We start from the raw sequence: 14,196 nt of genomic DNA, 5'->3' as shown, positions 1-14,196 counted from the left end.
TCCCTCCGGCGATGCTTCGGGGCTGTGGGACTGATGGGGTAAGAGGTGTGCAAAACCGGACGCCGCGGATCCCTCAGCAGCCCGCACCGAACCGTGCTGGGTTCGACGCCAGACTCACCGTGGAGCTGGCCGTGGTGGTGACGGGCGCCCGCAGGCGCGCACTGCGGGACGGCGACCGGCAGATCGATACGGCGCATCTGCTGCACTCCCTCATCGAATCGGACCCCGAGGTGAGGTCGGCCTTCGAGGGCGGACCTCAACTGGCGAAGGTGCTCGGCTACCTCGTCCAGCGCAGTATCGGGTACGGGCTCCGATGGCAGGGCACGGTGGAGGACTCCGGCGCCGTCCCGGTCGTCAGGGATCCGGGCTCCGCCGTGCGTGACGCGGGAGTGGAGGGCTGGTCGCCCTCGGCCGCCTCGGCCATGGCCGAAGCCCACGAGCGGGCGGCGCTGCGCGGCGATGCGCGGGCCGGAGGGCTCGACCTGCTCGCGGCGCTGGCCATGGATCACGAGTGCAGGGCCGTCGAGGTGTTGGAGCGGGCCGGTGTGGACGCCGAGCGACTCGCGGCCCGGGTCGTGGGGGCCTCCGACCAGGGATGGCGCGGGGTCGGGGGCTGAGCGCCCGGCCCGACGGCGCCGAACGGGCACGGCAGTTCGTTCGGCGTCCCGCGGTCCGGGCCGCGCCTCGCCCCGGTTGCCGTCCGGGGACGACGCCGACCACGTCGACGACGCCGCGGGGCGGTCGATTCCTGACGGCGCCGCGGTCGATCCTGGTCGGGGTGCGTACGGGCGTGATCGGCTGCGACCGGACCGGTGTGCACGGAGTGGGTCACCGTCGCGGGCGTACGCATCGGGAAGCCGTCCCCGTCCAGGACGGGAGTGACCATGCGGGCCGGGCGAAGGCCGGGTGGCCAGGCCGTCTGCGGGCTGACGGCCGGTGGTCGGGCACAGAGGTGTGAAGCCCGGCAGCTGCTGAAGGAGGCTGCGACGGAGCCGGGCACCGGACGGGGGAGGTGCGTCAGTGGTCACCGGGGTGACGCTCCTGACCGCAGCTGTCATGATGTGCCGATGCACGCGTCTCAGGGGAGAAGCGCCGGCCTGGGACTCGCCCTGGCCTCGGCGTTCGCATTCGGTGGTTCAGGAGTGGCGGCCAAGCCGCTCATCGAGGCGGGGCTCGATCCGCTCCATGTGGTGTGGCTACGGGTGGCGGGTGCCGCCCTCGTCATGCTGCCCGTCGCCTGGCGTCACCGGGACCTCGTCCGCAGTCGGCCGGTCCTGCTTCTGGGGTTCGGGTTGCTCGCCGTCGCGGGTGTGCAGGCCTGTTACTTCGCCGCGATCTCCCGCGTGCCCGTCGGTGTCGCGCTCCTCGTCGAGTACCTGGCGCCCGCGCTCGTCCTGGGCTGGGTCCGCTTCGTCCAGCGCCGTCCGGTCACCCGGGGCGCCGCGGTCGGCGTGGTGCTCGCGGTCGCGGGTCTCGCCTGCGTGGTCGAGGTCTGGTCCGGGCTGAGCTTCGACGTGTTCGGGCTGCTGCTCGCGCTCGGTGCCGCCTGCTGTCAGGTCGGCTACTTCGTCCTGTCGGACCAGGGGAGCGCGGACCGGGCGGAAGGCGTCGAACCGCCCCATCCGGTCGGTGTCATCGCGTACGGACTGCTGATCGGTACGGTCGTCCTCACTCTGGTCGCAAGGCCCTGGAGGATGGACTGGACGGTCCTGGGCGGCAGCGCGGTCATGGACGGTGCGGACGTGCCCGCCTGGCTGCTGATCGTCTGGATCGTGCTGATGGCGACGGTGGTCGCCTATGTCACCGGGGTGATCTCGGTGCGGCTGCTCTCTCCCGCGGTCGCGGGCGTCGTCGCCTGCCTGGAGGCGGTCATCGCGACCGTGCTCGCCTGGGTGCTGCTGGGCGAGCACCTTTCGGCGCCGCAGCTCATCGGCGGTTCCATGGTGCTGGTCGGTGCCTTGATCGCCCAGTCGGCGACGCCGAGGACGCCCTCCGGTCCCGTTGCCTCGGGGACGGGCGAGGGGCGCGCAGAGGGTTCGGGCGCGGGCCGGGCCGAGGTCGAGGGGGAGTTGTCCGCGGGCCGCACTGCGACGTAGCCTGCTGATCATGAATTCGACCGTGCTTTCGCCACCCGCCGCATAGCGCGGGCGGCCACTCCTGACGAAGACCGGGCTCGGGCACTTCCCGAGCGGATCGTCGCTGCCCGTGCGGAGCCGAGCGACCACCGTTCCGTCTTCATCCGGAGAAGTCATATGTCGAACCCTGCTTCCGGCCTGCCCGTCGGGCGGAGCCTCATCTATCTGATCGTCGCCGGTGTGGCCTGGGGCACTGCCGGGGCCGCCGCCTCGCTGATCTTCGAAGTCAGCGACCTGGGGCCGCTCGTCCTGTCCTTCTGGCGCTGTGCGGGCGGCCTTCTGCTCCTGCTCGCCGCTCTGGCGCTGCGGCCCCGACGCGCAGCAGCCCCGGCCGAACCGCGCGGCCGTCGGATGCTGCGCGTCCTGGGTACCGGCGCGGGTCTCACTGTCTTCCAGAGCGCGTACTTCGCGGCCGTCGAGGCGACCGGACTCGCGGTCGGGACCGTTGTCACTCTCGGGGCGGGACCGGTGTTCATCGCGGTCGGTGCGCGGCTGACCATGGGGGAACGGCTGGGGCGCGGCGGTTCGGCCGCTGTGACGGGTGCGCTGGCCGGGCTCGCCGTGCTGGTGCTCGGCGGCGACGGGGCGACGGTACGGCCCGCCGGCGTCGCCCTGGCGCTGCTCTCCGCGGCCGGCTACGCGACGATCACGCTGCTGACCCGATGGCTCGGCCGTGACGGCGGCGCCACCGACTCCCTCGCCACCAGCGCCTGGGCCTTCGGGATCGGAGCCGTCGGGCTGCTGCCGATGGCCGCGGCCGAAGGGCTCGTACCCCACACCGATCAGCCGGTGCAGGTGGTGATGCTCCTGGTGTACGTGGCGGCGGTGCCGACCGCGCTCGCCTATGCGCTCTACTTCGCGGGCGCCGCCGTGGTGCGTGCCGCGACGGTGTCCGTGATCATGCTGCTCGAACCGGTCAGCGCGGCTGTCATCGCCGTCGTGGTGCTCCGTGAGCGGCTCACCGCGGCCACCGTCGTCGGGACACTGCTGCTCCTCGTGGCCGTGGCGGGGCTGGCGTTCGCCGAGGCGCGCGGCGCCGCGCACGCCCGCCGCCGGGCGGCGGCGCCGGCCTGACCGCCGGGGTGGACGTGGCCCGTGCCCCCGGGGCGGGCCCGTCCACCCCGAGGCGGTTCACAGCGCGGTGATGTAGTCCGGCAGCGCGACGGCGGGGTCGAGGTCGTCCGCAGGGAGCGGCGTCGCATAGCCGTGGGCGAGCGGGACGACGCCCGCCCAGTGGGGGAGTCCGAGGTCGCGGGGCTCGTCGTTCGGGCCGCCGGTGCGGATCTTGGCGGAGACCTCCTGGAGGTCCAGCCGGATCACCGCGGTCGCGGCGAGTTCCTTCTCGTCGGCGGGCCGGGAGTCGGCGGACCGGCCCGGTACCACGTGGTCGACGATCGCGTCGAGAGCGGTCCGCCGCTCCTGGGGGTCCGTCACCGTGTGCGCGATGCCGTGGACCACCACGGAGCGGTAGTTGATCGAGTGGTGGAAGGCGGAGCGCGCCAGCACCAGCCCGTCGACATGCGTCACCGTCAGACAGACGGGCAGTCCGGGGTCGGTCCGGCCGGACTCCCGCAGCGGACGGGAGCCGGTCGAGCCGTGTACGTAGAGCCGCTCGCCGATCCGTCCGAAGAGCGTCGGCAGGACGACCGGCGCGCCGTCACGGACGAAACCGAGATGGCAGACGTACGCCTCGTCGAGTATCGAGTGGACCAGTTCCCGGTCGTACGCCGCGCGGTCGCGGGAACGGGTCGGGACGGTGCGCCCGGTCGGCTGGTATGCGGCCGGGGCGTCCGCGCCCGTGGTCTGTGACGATGCGGTGTCCGACATTGCGTACTCCATTGCACTAGTGCATAATCTTGTTTGTGCTAGGAGAGTATCGGATCGCCGGACGGCGTGCATCGGAAATTGCCGCCAGCGTGGAGCTGGGGGTCGGCTCGGGTGACCTTGCGCCTGGGCAAGTACTTCCCCCCATGCGGGAGTTGGCGGATCTGTTGGGGGTGAACCCCAATACGGTGGCGGCCGCCTACCGCACGCTCCGGGAACGCGGGGTGATCGAGACGGCCGGGCGTCGGGGCAGCAGAGTCCGGCCGCGCCCCGCGAGCACGGCGCGCGGCTCGCTCAGGGTCGAGGCCCCGCCCGGGGTGCGGAATCTGGGAGAGGGGAATCCCGATCCGGCCCTGCTGCCCTCGTTGGGAGAGGTGTTCGCGGCGGTCACGGGCGAGTACGCGCGACAGCCCGGGATGTACGGGCAGGCGCCGGTGGATCCGGAGTTCGCCGCACTCGCACGTGCCGCGCTGGACGCCGACGGGGTGCCGACCGGTGCCGTGGTGGCGACCTCCGGATCGCTGGACGCCATCGAACGGGTACTGGTCGCACATCTCAAACCCGGTGACGCGGTGGCCGTCGAAGACCCCGGGTGGGGCAGCTTGCTGGATCTCGTACCGGCATTGGGGCTGCGTCCCGTGCCCGTGGCGCTCGACAACGACGGGCCGCTGCCCGATGCCGTCGAGCGCGCGCTGAACGCCGGTGCCCGCGCCCTCGTGGTCACCGACCGGGCGCAGAATCCGACCGGCGCCGCGATCACCGGCGGGCGTGCCTTCGAACTGCGGGGTGTCCTCGCCGGGCACCGTGGCGTCCTCCTGATCGAGGACGACCACGGGCACGGCATCGTCGATCTGCCGCTGCACCCGCTGGCGGGCGCCACGGACCGGTGGGCGTTCGTGCGATCCGTGGCCAAGGCGTACGGGCCGGATCTGCGGGTCGCGGTGCTGTCCGGAGACCCGGTCACGGTCGACCGGGTCTCTGGCCGACAGCGGCTCGGACCCGGCTGGGTCAGCAGGCTGCTGCAACGAGCCGTGGCGCATTTGTGGACGTCGGACGCGGTCGACCCGGGTGCGGTGGCGCAGGCGTACGCGCGGCGGCGTGACGCACTCGTACGGGCTCTGGGGGAGAGAGGAGTGGAGGCGCACGGCCGCAGCGGCATGAACGTGTGGGTGCCGGTCAGCGACGAGACCTGGGCCGTGGCGCGGCTGCTGCACGCGGGCTGGGCGGTTGCGCCCGGGGCGCGGTTCCGGATGGCCGCGCCCCAGGGGATCCGGCTCACCGTCTCACCGCTCACCGAGGCCGACATCGGGCCGCTGGCCGACGCGGTCGCGGGCGCGGCAGGGCCGGCGAAGCCGCTGAACTACGGCTGAGCCTTGGATCCGGACCCGGTGCTGTGCCCCCTGCTCTGGGTGAGAGCGGCGCCGGCCAGGACCACGAGCGCGCCGACCGGAGTGTTCCAGCTCAGCTGCTCACCGAGCACGACGATGCCGGCCGTGGTGGCGATGACCGGGATGAAGTAGGTGACCATTTGCGCGGTCGTCGGTCCGACCTCGGCAACCAGGCCGTACTGCACCAGGACCGCGAAGCCCGTGCCGAGCGCCCCCAGGGCGACCACCGCCAGGGTCGGGAGCGGCGGGAAGCTGTTGGGGGCCGAGGTGAACACCGGGGTGACCAGAGCGATCTGCACCGTGCCGAGGAGAAGCTGGCCGCCGGTCAGGGAGAGTGTGGACGAACCGCTGCCCGCCAGCGTTCTGCGGACGTATATCCAGCCGATCGGATAGCTGAGGGAGGCGAGCAGGGCCATGGCCGTACCCCTGATGTCCAGCCCGGAGAAGCCCTGCCAGGCTCCCAGAACGGTGAGCACGCCGAGAAAGCCGAGCCCGAGTCCGGCTACGCGGCGACGGGTCGGCCGGTCCTCGGAGAGCGCGACGAGCGACAGCGCCATGCCCCACAAGGGCGATGTCGCGTTGCAGATGCCGGCCAGCGTCGACGGGATGCTCAGCTCGGCGTAGGCGAAGAGCGAGAACGGCAGCGCGTTCAGGAGGAACGCGGCGACGGCCAGATGCCCCCAGGTCCGGGCGCCGCGCGGCAGCCGTTCCCGCCGTACCACCATGGCGACAGCCAGCACCGCGGTGCCCGACAGGAGGCGGCCGAGAGTGACCTGGAACGGTGCGTACCCCTCGGTGCCGACCTTGATCAGAAGGAAGCTGAAGCCCCAGATGAGCGAGAGCGCTCCGAAACGGATCCGCCAGTCCAGCCTCGGGCGCGTGGCGGGCGCCGGGTCCGGGGGCGGATTCGGAGCGGTCCCCCCGCCCGGCTGGGCGGCGGAGGGCTCGGCGGGGGGAGTGGTGGTCGACGGGGTGCTTCTCGATGTCGCGGGCGCGCTCATGGAGTCCACGATGACCAAGAGAATCAAGTAGGACAAGTGAGATTTTGTATGGCGATCCGCGTAGCATTGCTTACATGTTGAATCTGGAGCGCCTGCGTACCCTGGACGCCCTCGCCCGGCACGGTTCGGTCAGCGGAGCCGCTGAGGGGCTGCATGTCACCACTTCGGCGGTCTCCCAGCAGATGTCGAAGCTGGAGCGGGAAGTGGGTCAGCAACTCCTCGCCAAGAACGGTCGCGGGGTCCGGCTCACCGACGCCGGCCGGCTGCTCGCCGACCATGCCGCCCGGATCCTGTCCCAGGTCGAGCTCGCGCAGGCCGACATCGAGGCGCAGCGCGGTGAGGTGGTGGGTGAGATCCGGCTCTCCGCCTTTCCGACCGCGGCGCGCGGGCTCTTTCCCGCGGCGCTCGCCGCACTGCGCGCCGACCATCCGGAACTACGCGTGTTCACACGGGAACTGGAACCCGAGGACGGAATCCGTGCGGTCATCAGGGGCGACATCGACCTGGCGGTGGTGCTGGACTGGAGCAACAAGCGGCTGCCCGTCCCCGGCGGCCTGGCCATGGCCGAACTCCTGGACGACGCACCGGACATCGCGATGCCGGCCGGCCACCGGCTCGCGGACCGGGCGGAGGTGGACCTGGAGGATTTCGCCGAGGACGACTGGGTGTCCTGGCCCGAGGGCGAGTTCTGCTACGACTGGTTGATGTTCACCCTGCGCTCCAAGGGCATCGAACCGCGCATTGCGCACCTGGCGGGCGAGCACCACACCCAACTCGCCCTGATCGCCGCCGGGCTGGGCGTCTGCGTGGCGCCCCGGCTGGGGCGCGGACCGGTGCCCGACGGGGTGCGGCTCGTCCCCGTGCGGCAGAAGATGCGACGGCACGTCCACGCCGTGTGGCGTACCGACGCGGATCGGCGCCCGTCCATCAGGGCGGCGGTGGCGGCGCTCCGGGTGGTCGGTCGGGAGATGGACGCACCCTTGACGTAGGCCGGGAGGGGGGTCCGCTCAGGTAGCGGACGGTACTGACAGCTTGCGGAAGTCCCAGGACGTGATGGCCTCCGGGGTGAGTCGGAGCCAGGCGTGCCGGCCGTCGTGCGGCATGGTGTCCATCCCGAAGTACTTCGCCGCGAACAGCCTTTCCGGCGAGTCGAGTTCGGGGCACGCGTCGCCGATGCGGGGCGCCTCGCCCACGGTGACGACCCGGCCGGAGAGTTCCACGCCGCGCAGATCCGCGTACTCCACCCCGTCGTCCACGACGACCGCGACCCTCGGATCCTCTCGCAGCTGGGACCAGCGCAGGCTGCGGGTGATCGAGTAGAGCCAGATCGAGGAGCCGTCCCAGGTGAACCACAGGGCACCGACGTGCGGGCGGCCGTCGGTGGACACGGTGGCGACGCGGCAGGTGCGCTGCTCGGCGAGATAGGTGTCGCGTTCGGTGTCCGTCATCATGATCCGACGGCCCCGTCGCTGAATGGCGGCCATGGGGCGCCCCCTCCCGGTAGCTGACTAAGTGTCAGAAATCATGAGGCCTCTTCCGCCGTCACGCAATGGCGGTTAGCCTCGCGCGCCCGATCCGTCACCGAAAGGGGCCGCCGTGCCGTCGAAGGAACAACTCGCCGAGCAGCTCGATCCGGCCACCACCGTGCTGCTGACGGTCGAATGCCAGCAAGGAGTTGTGGGGACCGAGAGCGCGCTGCCGGAACTTGCCGCCGAGGCCAGGTCCTCCGGGGCGCTCCACCGTGTCGCCCGGCTGGTCGCGGCCGCCCACGAGGCCGGGGTCCAGGTGATCCACGCGGTGGCCGAACGCCGCCCCGACGGGCGCGGCGCCAACCACAACGCCCGCCTCTTCCGGGCTGCCGGACGGCTGCCCGTGCAGCAGTACTCGGGTACCACGGCCGTGCGGATCGCCGAGCCCATCGAGGTGGCGGACGAGGACCTCGTCGTGCGCAGGCTGCACGGCCTTTCGCCCATCGCCGGAACGGATGTGGACGCGCTGCTGCGCAACCTCGGCTGCCGGACGCTGGTCGTCACCGGGGTCTCGGCCAATGTCGCCGTCCCCAACGCCGTGTTCGACGCGGTGAATCTCGGATACACGGCGCTGGTGCCGTCCGACGCCATCGCGGGAGTGCCGGCCGACTACACGCCCGCGGTGATCCGCAACACCCTGTCCCTCGTCGCCACCGTCACGACCACCGATGATGTGCTCGGCTGCTGGCGGAGCCGGGGGAGGGCTAGGACGCGAGCGTGATCGAGCCGTTCTTCACCGTGATCGATTTGGCGGGCAGGGGCCGACTGGCCGGACCCGCCGCCACCTCGCCCGTCGCCATGTCGAACTTGCTCCCGTGGCAGGGGCAGTTGATGGTGCCGTCCGACACACTCGACACCGCACAGCCCTGATGTGTGCACTTCGACGAGAACGCCTTGAACTCGCCGGCCTCGGGCTGTGTCACCACGACACCCCGGTCGGCGAAGATCTTCCCGCCGCCCTTCGGGATGTCGGCGGTCCTCGCCAGTGGGCCGCCGCCGTCCGTTCCGTCGTCGGCCGGCTTGACCGTACCCGAACCGACGGAACCCTTCTGGCTGCCGCACGCGGTGAGTACGACAGCCGCCGAGGCGGCCCCGGCTGCCGCGACCACGGCCCTCCGCCCGGGACGGATCTCCTGGTTCTGCGAAGCGCTCATGCCGGCCTTCCCTTCCGTGATGTTCATGACGTCGATTTCCACGATGTCGGAGTTCCCGACTTCGGAACTCACGACTCATTTGTTCATGATTACGGTGTTCACGCCTTCTGTGACCGACCTGGGTGCGCGCGTCGGCTTCCCCGAATTCCCGTCCGAGGGACCTCTCGAGGAAGTCCCTCTCCAGCGGCAACAGAGTGTTCGCCGTCTCCTCCCGGGTGACCGGGCGGCCCGCCCCGGATCTCGTAGTTCTCCGGAATTGCCTCCGGGTGGCCGAGGAACCGTTCCTCCCAATGGGTGTCGTGGAGTCGTCGGCCGGTCGGTGCGGCGCCGACCGCTGCTGCTCGGAAGAGTCCCGATGACGCGGCACAGCGGCAGCCGTGAGATACCCGTCGCGCGATCAGCCGCGTATCGCGGTCCGAGTCGGGTCCAGCGCGGGAAGCGGGGCGGCGACTGCCCGCGGCGCGTCGATCCGGTCCTCCGGCACGGTCGTGAACCGTTCCCTGTACACCGACTTCTCCCAGGCATCCCTCCCCGCGCCACGGAGTGCCGCGACCACAGGGGCGGCCACCGGCCCCGGACGGCGACGGCCCGGGGCCGAGACGATGCGTCCCGGGTGATTGTCAGAGGTGTCTGCGAGGCTGAGTGGCATGACACCGAGCAACCTGAACGATCTCGAGCAGGCCATTCGCGGCGCCTGGGGTGCGGACACCTCGACGCCGGAGCACCGACCGAACTGGACGGCGGACAACCCGGCGCGCGACCAGTGCGGTGTCACTGCCCTGGTGGTGCACGATCTGTTGGGCGGGGTGCTGATCCGTGGCGAGGTCCATGTCAACGGTGAGCGAGTGGACTACCACTGGTGGAACCGTTTGGGCATGGGGATAGAAGTCGACCTCACGCGCGAGCAGTTCGGCCCCGACGAGATGGTCGTCGGCGGCGACGTGATCGAACGGCCGGCGCAGATCGTACGGCTCCGTGAGGAGTACGAGCTGCTCCGCGGCCGGGTCCTGGCAGCGCTGCGTCCCTGAATGATCAAGTCCGAAGTCGGACCGGAGCGGCGTTGAGCACCGTCTGAGCAGGATCAGGGCTGCGTCGCTTCCGTCCGGCCGGCGCCGAGGCCGGCAGCCACGGCGGTCAGTCGGCCCATCGTGTGGGCGACGCGGAGGCCGTCCATGTAGTCCCGGACATGCACGATCAGGCCGTTTCGTACCCGGAGCACCAGGAGGCCGGGGAAGCTGAACGTCTGGCCGGTTGTGGTCACGGTTCCAGTGACGACCTGCTCGACAGTGATCACTTCGGGGTCGGTGCTTTCGTGGACAAGGACGTCGTGGATCCTCTGTGGCTGTGCTGGGCTGGCGCCCCAGGCCGCTCGATAGCCCGCACGGACTTCTTCCCGTCCCCGGTAGCGCTCGGGCATGCCGGGGAAGCCGAGAAACGGGAACTCGTGCAGGGCGTCGGCCGCGTACAGATCGGCCAGATCGTCCGCGGACTTGTCGAGCATCGCGCGGTGGAAGCGGGCCAGGACATCGCGGGGACTGAAGACGGCCGAGGTGGTGTCTGGCATGACGGTGGGACTCCGTTCGGTCTGCTTATGGAGGAACTCGTTCGAGTGATGGACAGGAGTTCGACGTGGGGACGGTACGAAGTCCCCCAAGTTCCTTTTGTGAAACCAAACTTGGAGATCCTCGTCACCGCACTCTATGTGAGGATCGACGACGTGCTGGGAGGACGACGATGGATGGGCCGACCGCCCGTGTGTGACCGACCCCGAGCGGGTCTGCGTCGCTGTCGCCCGGGCGAAGCCCGGTTTCGCCTTTGAGGCACACTGGTCGCGCTACGCCCCCGGCCACCTGACGGGTCTGTTCCCCTGCCTGCCGCAGCAGCCCGGCTACGACAAGGGGCTGCACGCCGCACTTGGGCTGGTCGAGCGGGTCATCCGGGCGCTTGCGCAACCCGTGGTCACAGGAGTGAGCCGCTCTCCAGACCGAGTTCGCGTTCGGCCGTGGTCACGGCCATCCTCGTCACCGCGTCGGGGCGGTCGCCGGTGCGCGTATTGGCGTGCGCGCCGAGACCGTCGATGACCACGAGAATCCGAATGGTCGTCACATGAGGGTCGTCGGTGCGGAACTCCCCGCGGTCGACGCCTTCACGGATGAGACTCTCCAGGCGGCCACGCCACATGGCCTCCTGGTGGCCGACCCTGTCGCGCAGGACGGGGCGGTAGCGACTGAGATGCCGGGCGTTGATCCAGAGCCGGCTGATGTCGTCGTAGGCGGCACCCGTCGCGAGTGAGAAGAAGCGCGCGAGCTGTTCGGTGGGCGTTCCCGCCGCCCGGTCCGTCGGCAGCAGCGTGTCCAGTTCGGCCCCTGCCGCGGTGCCGAACGCCTCGGCCACGAGATCCTCCACCGCGGGGAAGTAGTGGCTGATGAGGCCTGGTCGGACGCCGAGTTGCTCGCCGATCCGGCGCAGTGTGATGCCCTCCAGGCCTTCGGTCAGAGCAATGCCGGCAGCCGCGTCGACGATCTCCGCACGTCGGTCCGACGGCGACTTTCGAACACGCTTCCGCTGGATGCTTGACGACATGACGTCCATGCTATTGAGTGTGCGACCAATAATCAAACGGGCGGGTGCGCCCGGCGCCCGGAAGGTTTCATGGCCTCCATGGTTCCCGCTCCGCACGCGCCTGCGTCCGCCATCGGGTCGGTCTTCGATCGGGCCGGACGCGTCGGGAGCCATGGCATCGGCACCCTCCCCGTACGGCACGTCGGCCCTCAAGACCACCACCACGTCTTGAGGGCCGATGTCATGTCAGGAACCGGATCGACCGACTGCGTCCGTCGGTGACGGACCCGACTCCTTCGGTCGACAGGTGGTCAGACGCGGTCGGCCGCGATCAGGAGGTACTGGAAGGAGTCGTCCTTGTAGGAGTTGATGAACGCTTCCTCAATGCCTGTCACCAGCGAGGACGTGGCCCGCAGCTCCCAGTAGGGCAGGGTTGCGGGCGTGAGGTCGATGACGGCCTGCGGTACGAGGCGGTTGTCCGCCATGGCACGCAGGTACTCCCTGCGGGAGTGGATGTTGCACTCGAAGTGGGCGTTGATCTGGGAGACCCACTTCGAGGGCTGACCGTAACGGGGGTTCCAGCAGCCGGTGATGGTCACGTAGCGGCCGCCGACCGCGAGGATGCGGGAGTGCTCGGCGAAGAGGTCGTGCAGGTCGACGTACATGCTCGACTCGTTGTTCCACGAGGCCGCGGCCTGCCCGGTCTCGAAGGGCATACGGAGCATGTTGCAGACGCGTGCGCGGACGTGGTCCTCGATGTCGAGTTCGCGGGCACGCTGGTTGGCGAAGTCGGCCTGCTTGGCCGACAGGGTGACGCCCTCGGCCCTGCACCCGAAGCGCTGGTGGGCCATGACCATCGAACCGCCGCGGCCGCAGCCGGCGTCCACGACCATGTCGTCGCGCTCGATCGGGCCGAGGTGGTCGAGGAGCAGCTCGGCCTGAGCGGACTCCAGGCGGTGGAGCTCGGCGATCAGCTTCTTCTCGTGCTCGCTGTCGTCGGCGGCGCCGAGGGCGGTGCGGTCGACGTCGCCGATGCCGTAGTGGTGGTGGTAGAGGCCGTCGACATCGCCGAGACGGAGGTTCACGGGCCTGGCCTCACCGTCCCAGTAGCGGGCGATGTCCCCCTGGTACGGCGTCGCCGGGGAGGGGATGAACACCGGGGTGCTGGTGGAGGTGGTGGCGGTGATGAGTTCGTTGCTGGTCACGGATGAATCCATTCTTCTTACCAGAAGTCGGGCAGGCTGTAGCGATAGGTATTGGTCTGGTGCCAGTAGTGGTTGCCGTCGACCCAGACGGCCACGCCCCGAAGGAAGCGCTGCACGTTCGGGACGGGGCAGGCAGCGGCCAGTGCTGCGGCCTCGGCCTCGAAGTCGTGCATGAGGTCGTTGTGGACCTCGACCGCCTTCAGGTAGGCCTCACGGTCGGAGATGTCCTCTCGTTCGGCGATCACCACGGGCAGGTTCAGGTGCCGGCCGGGGGAGGCGAGCTCCTTGGTGTACGAGTAGAGGTCGTTCACGAGGGTGGTGGCGTTGCCCGCGAGCGCGATGACCCGCTGCATGGCGGGTTGGGCGTGCAGGTCGGCCGGCAGTTCGTAGCCGCCGACGGTGTCGGTGATGGTGGGGCAGGGGCGGAAGTTGTTGAACTGGCGCATCGCCAGGTACTCCCACACCTCGGGGACGTGGTCCGCCTGGGCCCACGCGGCCTCGGCGAGGTACCCCATGTGCAGACGGGCCATGTCGTGCCGGAACCGATCGGCCTGGGACGGGCTGGCCCGCTGGAGGAAGTACTCCATGGCGGAGCGGTAGGCGCGTCGAGGCGCGTCCGAATGGAGAGACTCCGCCCACTGCGGCTGGTACTCCTTCGTCGTGTGCAGGGGGTCGAGGGCGGTGTGAGCCAGCAGAAGGCGTTCGCCGAGGCCGACGGGGGAGCCTCCGTGGTCCTCGCAGTAGCAGTCGTCCACCGCGTTCTCGGCGACCATCAGGCGCGTGGCGAGCATCAGATGGTCGACGGTGGGAGCGTCCGGATGGCAGGCGACCATGTACCGCCCCACGGAGAAGCCGTCGAACTGGTCCTCCCAGTCCTCGGGGTACAGGTCGACCTCGTCCAGCGCCCAGGCCTTGATCCTGCGGCTCACCTCCTCCACGCGTCCGGGGTGGGGCTCCGGCACCGGGTGGTGATAGAGACCCGGGATCGGGTTGCCCTCCGCCGGAGCCGTCGGTGGCTCCGGCGGCGTCGACGGCTTCTCGCGCCGGGCCAGGTGCAGACTCGCCGTGCCCAGGCCACTGGGTCCGCGAAGGATCCGTTCCAGTTCGGGGCTCGGTGTCCGCACCTCGGCGGCAGGGACATCGACAGGAGACGGAGTCGGCGGGGAAGGCGGACCGGGTCGGCCGCCGACAGCGGCCCCGATGTCGCAGGCACGGGCGGCGCCGGCGAGAGCGTACGTCCCGAAGCGGGAAGCAGACGCAGGCAGACTCGATTGCACGGGGGAAGGCTCAGGGGCGGGCATCCATGGCTCCTTGGTGGGATGGGCGGCTGCCGCGGATCCAGGCATGCTCGGCCGGCCCGGACGGTCCGGACGGTCGTAGCCGCCGGGCAGGGCGAAT

Annotated in this window: 15 protein-coding genes; 7 read left to right on the top strand and 8 right to left on the bottom strand. The window is 70.4% G+C overall.

The features are described from left to right. Window positions 1-47: 47 nt before the first annotated feature. The 3 genes from ACIRP2_RS29940 (at window position 48) to ACIRP2_RS29930 (ending at window position 3,209) form a co-directional block, all read left to right on the top strand. Entirely contained in the window at window positions 48-617 is a 570-nt protein-coding gene (locus tag ACIRP2_RS29940; RefSeq protein WP_404255651.1) for a Clp protease N-terminal domain-containing protein, read from the top strand. A 450-nt stretch (window positions 618-1,067) separates the two neighbouring features. After that, a complete protein-coding gene (locus tag ACIRP2_RS29935; protein ID WP_404255649.1) occupies window positions 1,068-2,096 on the top strand; it encodes an EamA family transporter in 1,029 nt (342 codons plus the stop codon). 156 nt (window positions 2,097-2,252) lie between these two features. Next, complete coding sequence (locus ACIRP2_RS29930; protein ID WP_404255647.1) at window positions 2,253-3,209, top strand: DMT family transporter; 957 nt, start codon at window positions 2,253-2,255, stop codon at window positions 3,207-3,209. A gap of 57 nt (window positions 3,210-3,266) precedes the next feature. Here ACIRP2_RS29930 and ACIRP2_RS29925 read toward each other — a convergent pair whose 3' ends face one another. After that, window positions 3,267-3,962, bottom strand: a complete 696-nt coding sequence (locus tag ACIRP2_RS29925) for a pyridoxamine 5'-phosphate oxidase family protein (RefSeq protein ID WP_404255645.1) — start codon at window positions 3,960-3,962, stop codon at window positions 3,267-3,269. A 35-nt stretch (window positions 3,963-3,997) separates the two neighbouring features. Here ACIRP2_RS29925 and ACIRP2_RS29920 point away from each other — a divergent pair, with 35 nt between their 5' ends. Continuing rightward, window positions 3,998-5,329: an aminotransferase class I/II-fold pyridoxal phosphate-dependent enzyme gene (locus ACIRP2_RS29920; protein ID WP_404255643.1), complete on the top strand. Its 1,332-nt coding sequence runs from the start codon at window positions 3,998-4,000 to the stop codon at window positions 5,327-5,329. On the opposite strand, the gene ACIRP2_RS29915 is transcribed toward ACIRP2_RS29920, so the two are convergent. After that, window positions 5,320-6,348, bottom strand: coding sequence for a DMT family transporter (locus tag ACIRP2_RS29915; protein WP_404255715.1), 1,029 nt, complete (start codon window positions 6,346-6,348; stop codon window positions 5,320-5,322). The two genes, ACIRP2_RS29920 and ACIRP2_RS29915, sit on opposite strands and share 10 nt — an antisense overlap. A 74-nt stretch (window positions 6,349-6,422) precedes the next feature. Here ACIRP2_RS29915 and ACIRP2_RS29910 point away from each other — a divergent pair, with 74 nt between their 5' ends. Beyond that, window positions 6,423-7,337 (top strand): LysR family transcriptional regulator, encoded by a 915-nt coding sequence (locus ACIRP2_RS29910; protein WP_404255641.1) that lies wholly within the window; start codon window positions 6,423-6,425, stop codon window positions 7,335-7,337. 18 nt (window positions 7,338-7,355) lie between these two features. Here ACIRP2_RS29910 and ACIRP2_RS29905 read toward each other — a convergent pair whose 3' ends face one another. After that, complete coding sequence (locus ACIRP2_RS29905) at window positions 7,356-7,832, bottom strand: pyridoxamine 5'-phosphate oxidase family protein (protein ID WP_404255639.1); 477 nt, start codon at window positions 7,830-7,832, stop codon at window positions 7,356-7,358. A gap of 112 nt (window positions 7,833-7,944) precedes the next feature. Here ACIRP2_RS29905 and ACIRP2_RS29900 point away from each other — a divergent pair, with 112 nt between their 5' ends. Beyond that, on the top strand, window positions 7,945-8,598 hold the full coding sequence (locus tag ACIRP2_RS29900; protein ID WP_404255637.1) for a cysteine hydrolase: 654 nt from the start codon (window positions 7,945-7,947) through the stop codon (window positions 8,596-8,598). Here ACIRP2_RS29900 and ACIRP2_RS29895 read toward each other — a convergent pair. Continuing rightward, window positions 8,582-9,031 (bottom strand): Rieske (2Fe-2S) protein, encoded by a 450-nt coding sequence (locus ACIRP2_RS29895; RefSeq protein ID WP_404255713.1) that lies wholly within the window; start codon window positions 9,029-9,031, stop codon window positions 8,582-8,584. The two genes, ACIRP2_RS29900 and ACIRP2_RS29895, sit on opposite strands and share 17 nt — an antisense overlap. A 647-nt stretch (window positions 9,032-9,678) precedes the next feature. On the opposite strand from ACIRP2_RS29895, the gene ACIRP2_RS29890 reads away from it, so the two are divergent. Beyond that, window positions 9,679-10,059: a hypothetical protein gene (locus tag ACIRP2_RS29890; RefSeq protein ID WP_404255635.1), complete on the top strand. Its 381-nt coding sequence runs from the start codon at window positions 9,679-9,681 to the stop codon at window positions 10,057-10,059. A 53-nt stretch (window positions 10,060-10,112) separates the two neighbouring features. On the opposite strand, the gene ACIRP2_RS29885 is transcribed toward ACIRP2_RS29890, so the two are convergent. From ACIRP2_RS29885 to ACIRP2_RS29870, 4 genes are all read right to left on the bottom strand, one after another. Continuing rightward, window positions 10,113-10,595, bottom strand: coding sequence for a nuclear transport factor 2 family protein (locus ACIRP2_RS29885; protein WP_404255633.1), 483 nt, complete (start codon window positions 10,593-10,595; stop codon window positions 10,113-10,115). Window positions 10,596-10,990: 395 nt separating this feature from the next. Further along, window positions 10,991-11,614 (bottom strand): TetR/AcrR family transcriptional regulator, encoded by a 624-nt coding sequence (locus ACIRP2_RS29880; protein WP_404255631.1) that lies wholly within the window; start codon window positions 11,612-11,614, stop codon window positions 10,991-10,993. Between the two features lie 290 nt (window positions 11,615-11,904). Then, the gene (locus ACIRP2_RS29875) at window positions 11,905-12,810 is read right to left on the bottom strand and encodes a geranyl diphosphate 2-C-methyltransferase (RefSeq protein WP_404255629.1); all 906 of its coding nucleotides are present in this window, start codon (window positions 12,808-12,810) and stop codon (window positions 11,905-11,907) included. 5 nt (window positions 12,811-12,815) lie between these two features. Next, the gene (locus tag ACIRP2_RS29870; RefSeq protein WP_404255627.1) at window positions 12,816-14,144 is read right to left on the bottom strand and encodes a family 2 encapsulin nanocompartment cargo protein terpene cyclase; all 1,329 of its coding nucleotides are present in this window, start codon (window positions 14,142-14,144) and stop codon (window positions 12,816-12,818) included. Between the last annotated feature and the right edge of the window lie 52 nt (window positions 14,145-14,196).

Origin of the sequence: Streptomyces sp. NPDC101194, from assembly GCF_044767885.1 — a bacterium.
GTDB lineage: Bacteria > Actinomycetota > Actinomycetes > Streptomycetales > Streptomycetaceae > Streptomyces.
The sequence above is the reverse complement of the archived record's forward strand: the minus strand, read 5'-3'. Positions and strand labels throughout refer to the sequence as shown.

What these genes read in the sequence shown, in the direction of transcription:
- ACIRP2_RS29935 (WP_404255649.1), top strand. Translation starts at nt 1,068, where the DNA reads ATGCACGCGTCTCAGGGGAGAAGCGCCGGCCTGGGACTCGCCCTGGCC.
- ACIRP2_RS29930 (WP_404255647.1), top strand. Translation starts at nt 2,253, where the DNA reads ATGTCGAACCCTGCTTCCGGCCTGCCCGTCGGGCGGAGCCTCATCTAT.
- ACIRP2_RS29925 (WP_404255645.1), bottom strand. Translation starts at nt 3,962, where the DNA reads ATGTCGGACACCGCATCGTCACAGACCACGGGCGCGGACGCCCCGGCC.
- ACIRP2_RS29915 (WP_404255715.1), bottom strand. Translation starts at nt 6,348, where the DNA reads ATGAGCGCGCCCGCGACATCGAGAAGCACCCCGTCGACCACCACTCCC.
- ACIRP2_RS29910 (WP_404255641.1), top strand. Translation starts at nt 6,423, where the DNA reads ATGTTGAATCTGGAGCGCCTGCGTACCCTGGACGCCCTCGCCCGGCAC.
- ACIRP2_RS29905 (WP_404255639.1), bottom strand. Translation starts at nt 7,832, where the DNA reads ATGGCCGCCATTCAGCGACGGGGCCGTCGGATCATGATGACGGACACC.
- ACIRP2_RS29895 (WP_404255713.1), bottom strand. Translation starts at nt 9,031, where the DNA reads ATGAGCGCTTCGCAGAACCAGGAGATCCGTCCCGGGCGGAGGGCCGTG.
- ACIRP2_RS29890 (WP_404255635.1), top strand. Translation starts at nt 9,679, where the DNA reads ATGACACCGAGCAACCTGAACGATCTCGAGCAGGCCATTCGCGGCGCC.
- ACIRP2_RS29885 (WP_404255633.1), bottom strand. Translation starts at nt 10,595, where the DNA reads ATGCCAGACACCACCTCGGCCGTCTTCAGTCCCCGCGATGTCCTGGCC.
- ACIRP2_RS29880 (WP_404255631.1), bottom strand. Translation starts at nt 11,614, where the DNA reads ATGTCGTCAAGCATCCAGCGGAAGCGTGTTCGAAAGTCGCCGTCGGAC.
- ACIRP2_RS29875 (WP_404255629.1), bottom strand. Translation starts at nt 12,810, where the DNA reads ATGGATTCATCCGTGACCAGCAACGAACTCATCACCGCCACCACCTCC.
- ACIRP2_RS29870 (WP_404255627.1), bottom strand. Translation starts at nt 14,144, where the DNA reads ATGCCTGGATCCGCGGCAGCCGCCCATCCCACCAAGGAGCCATGGATG.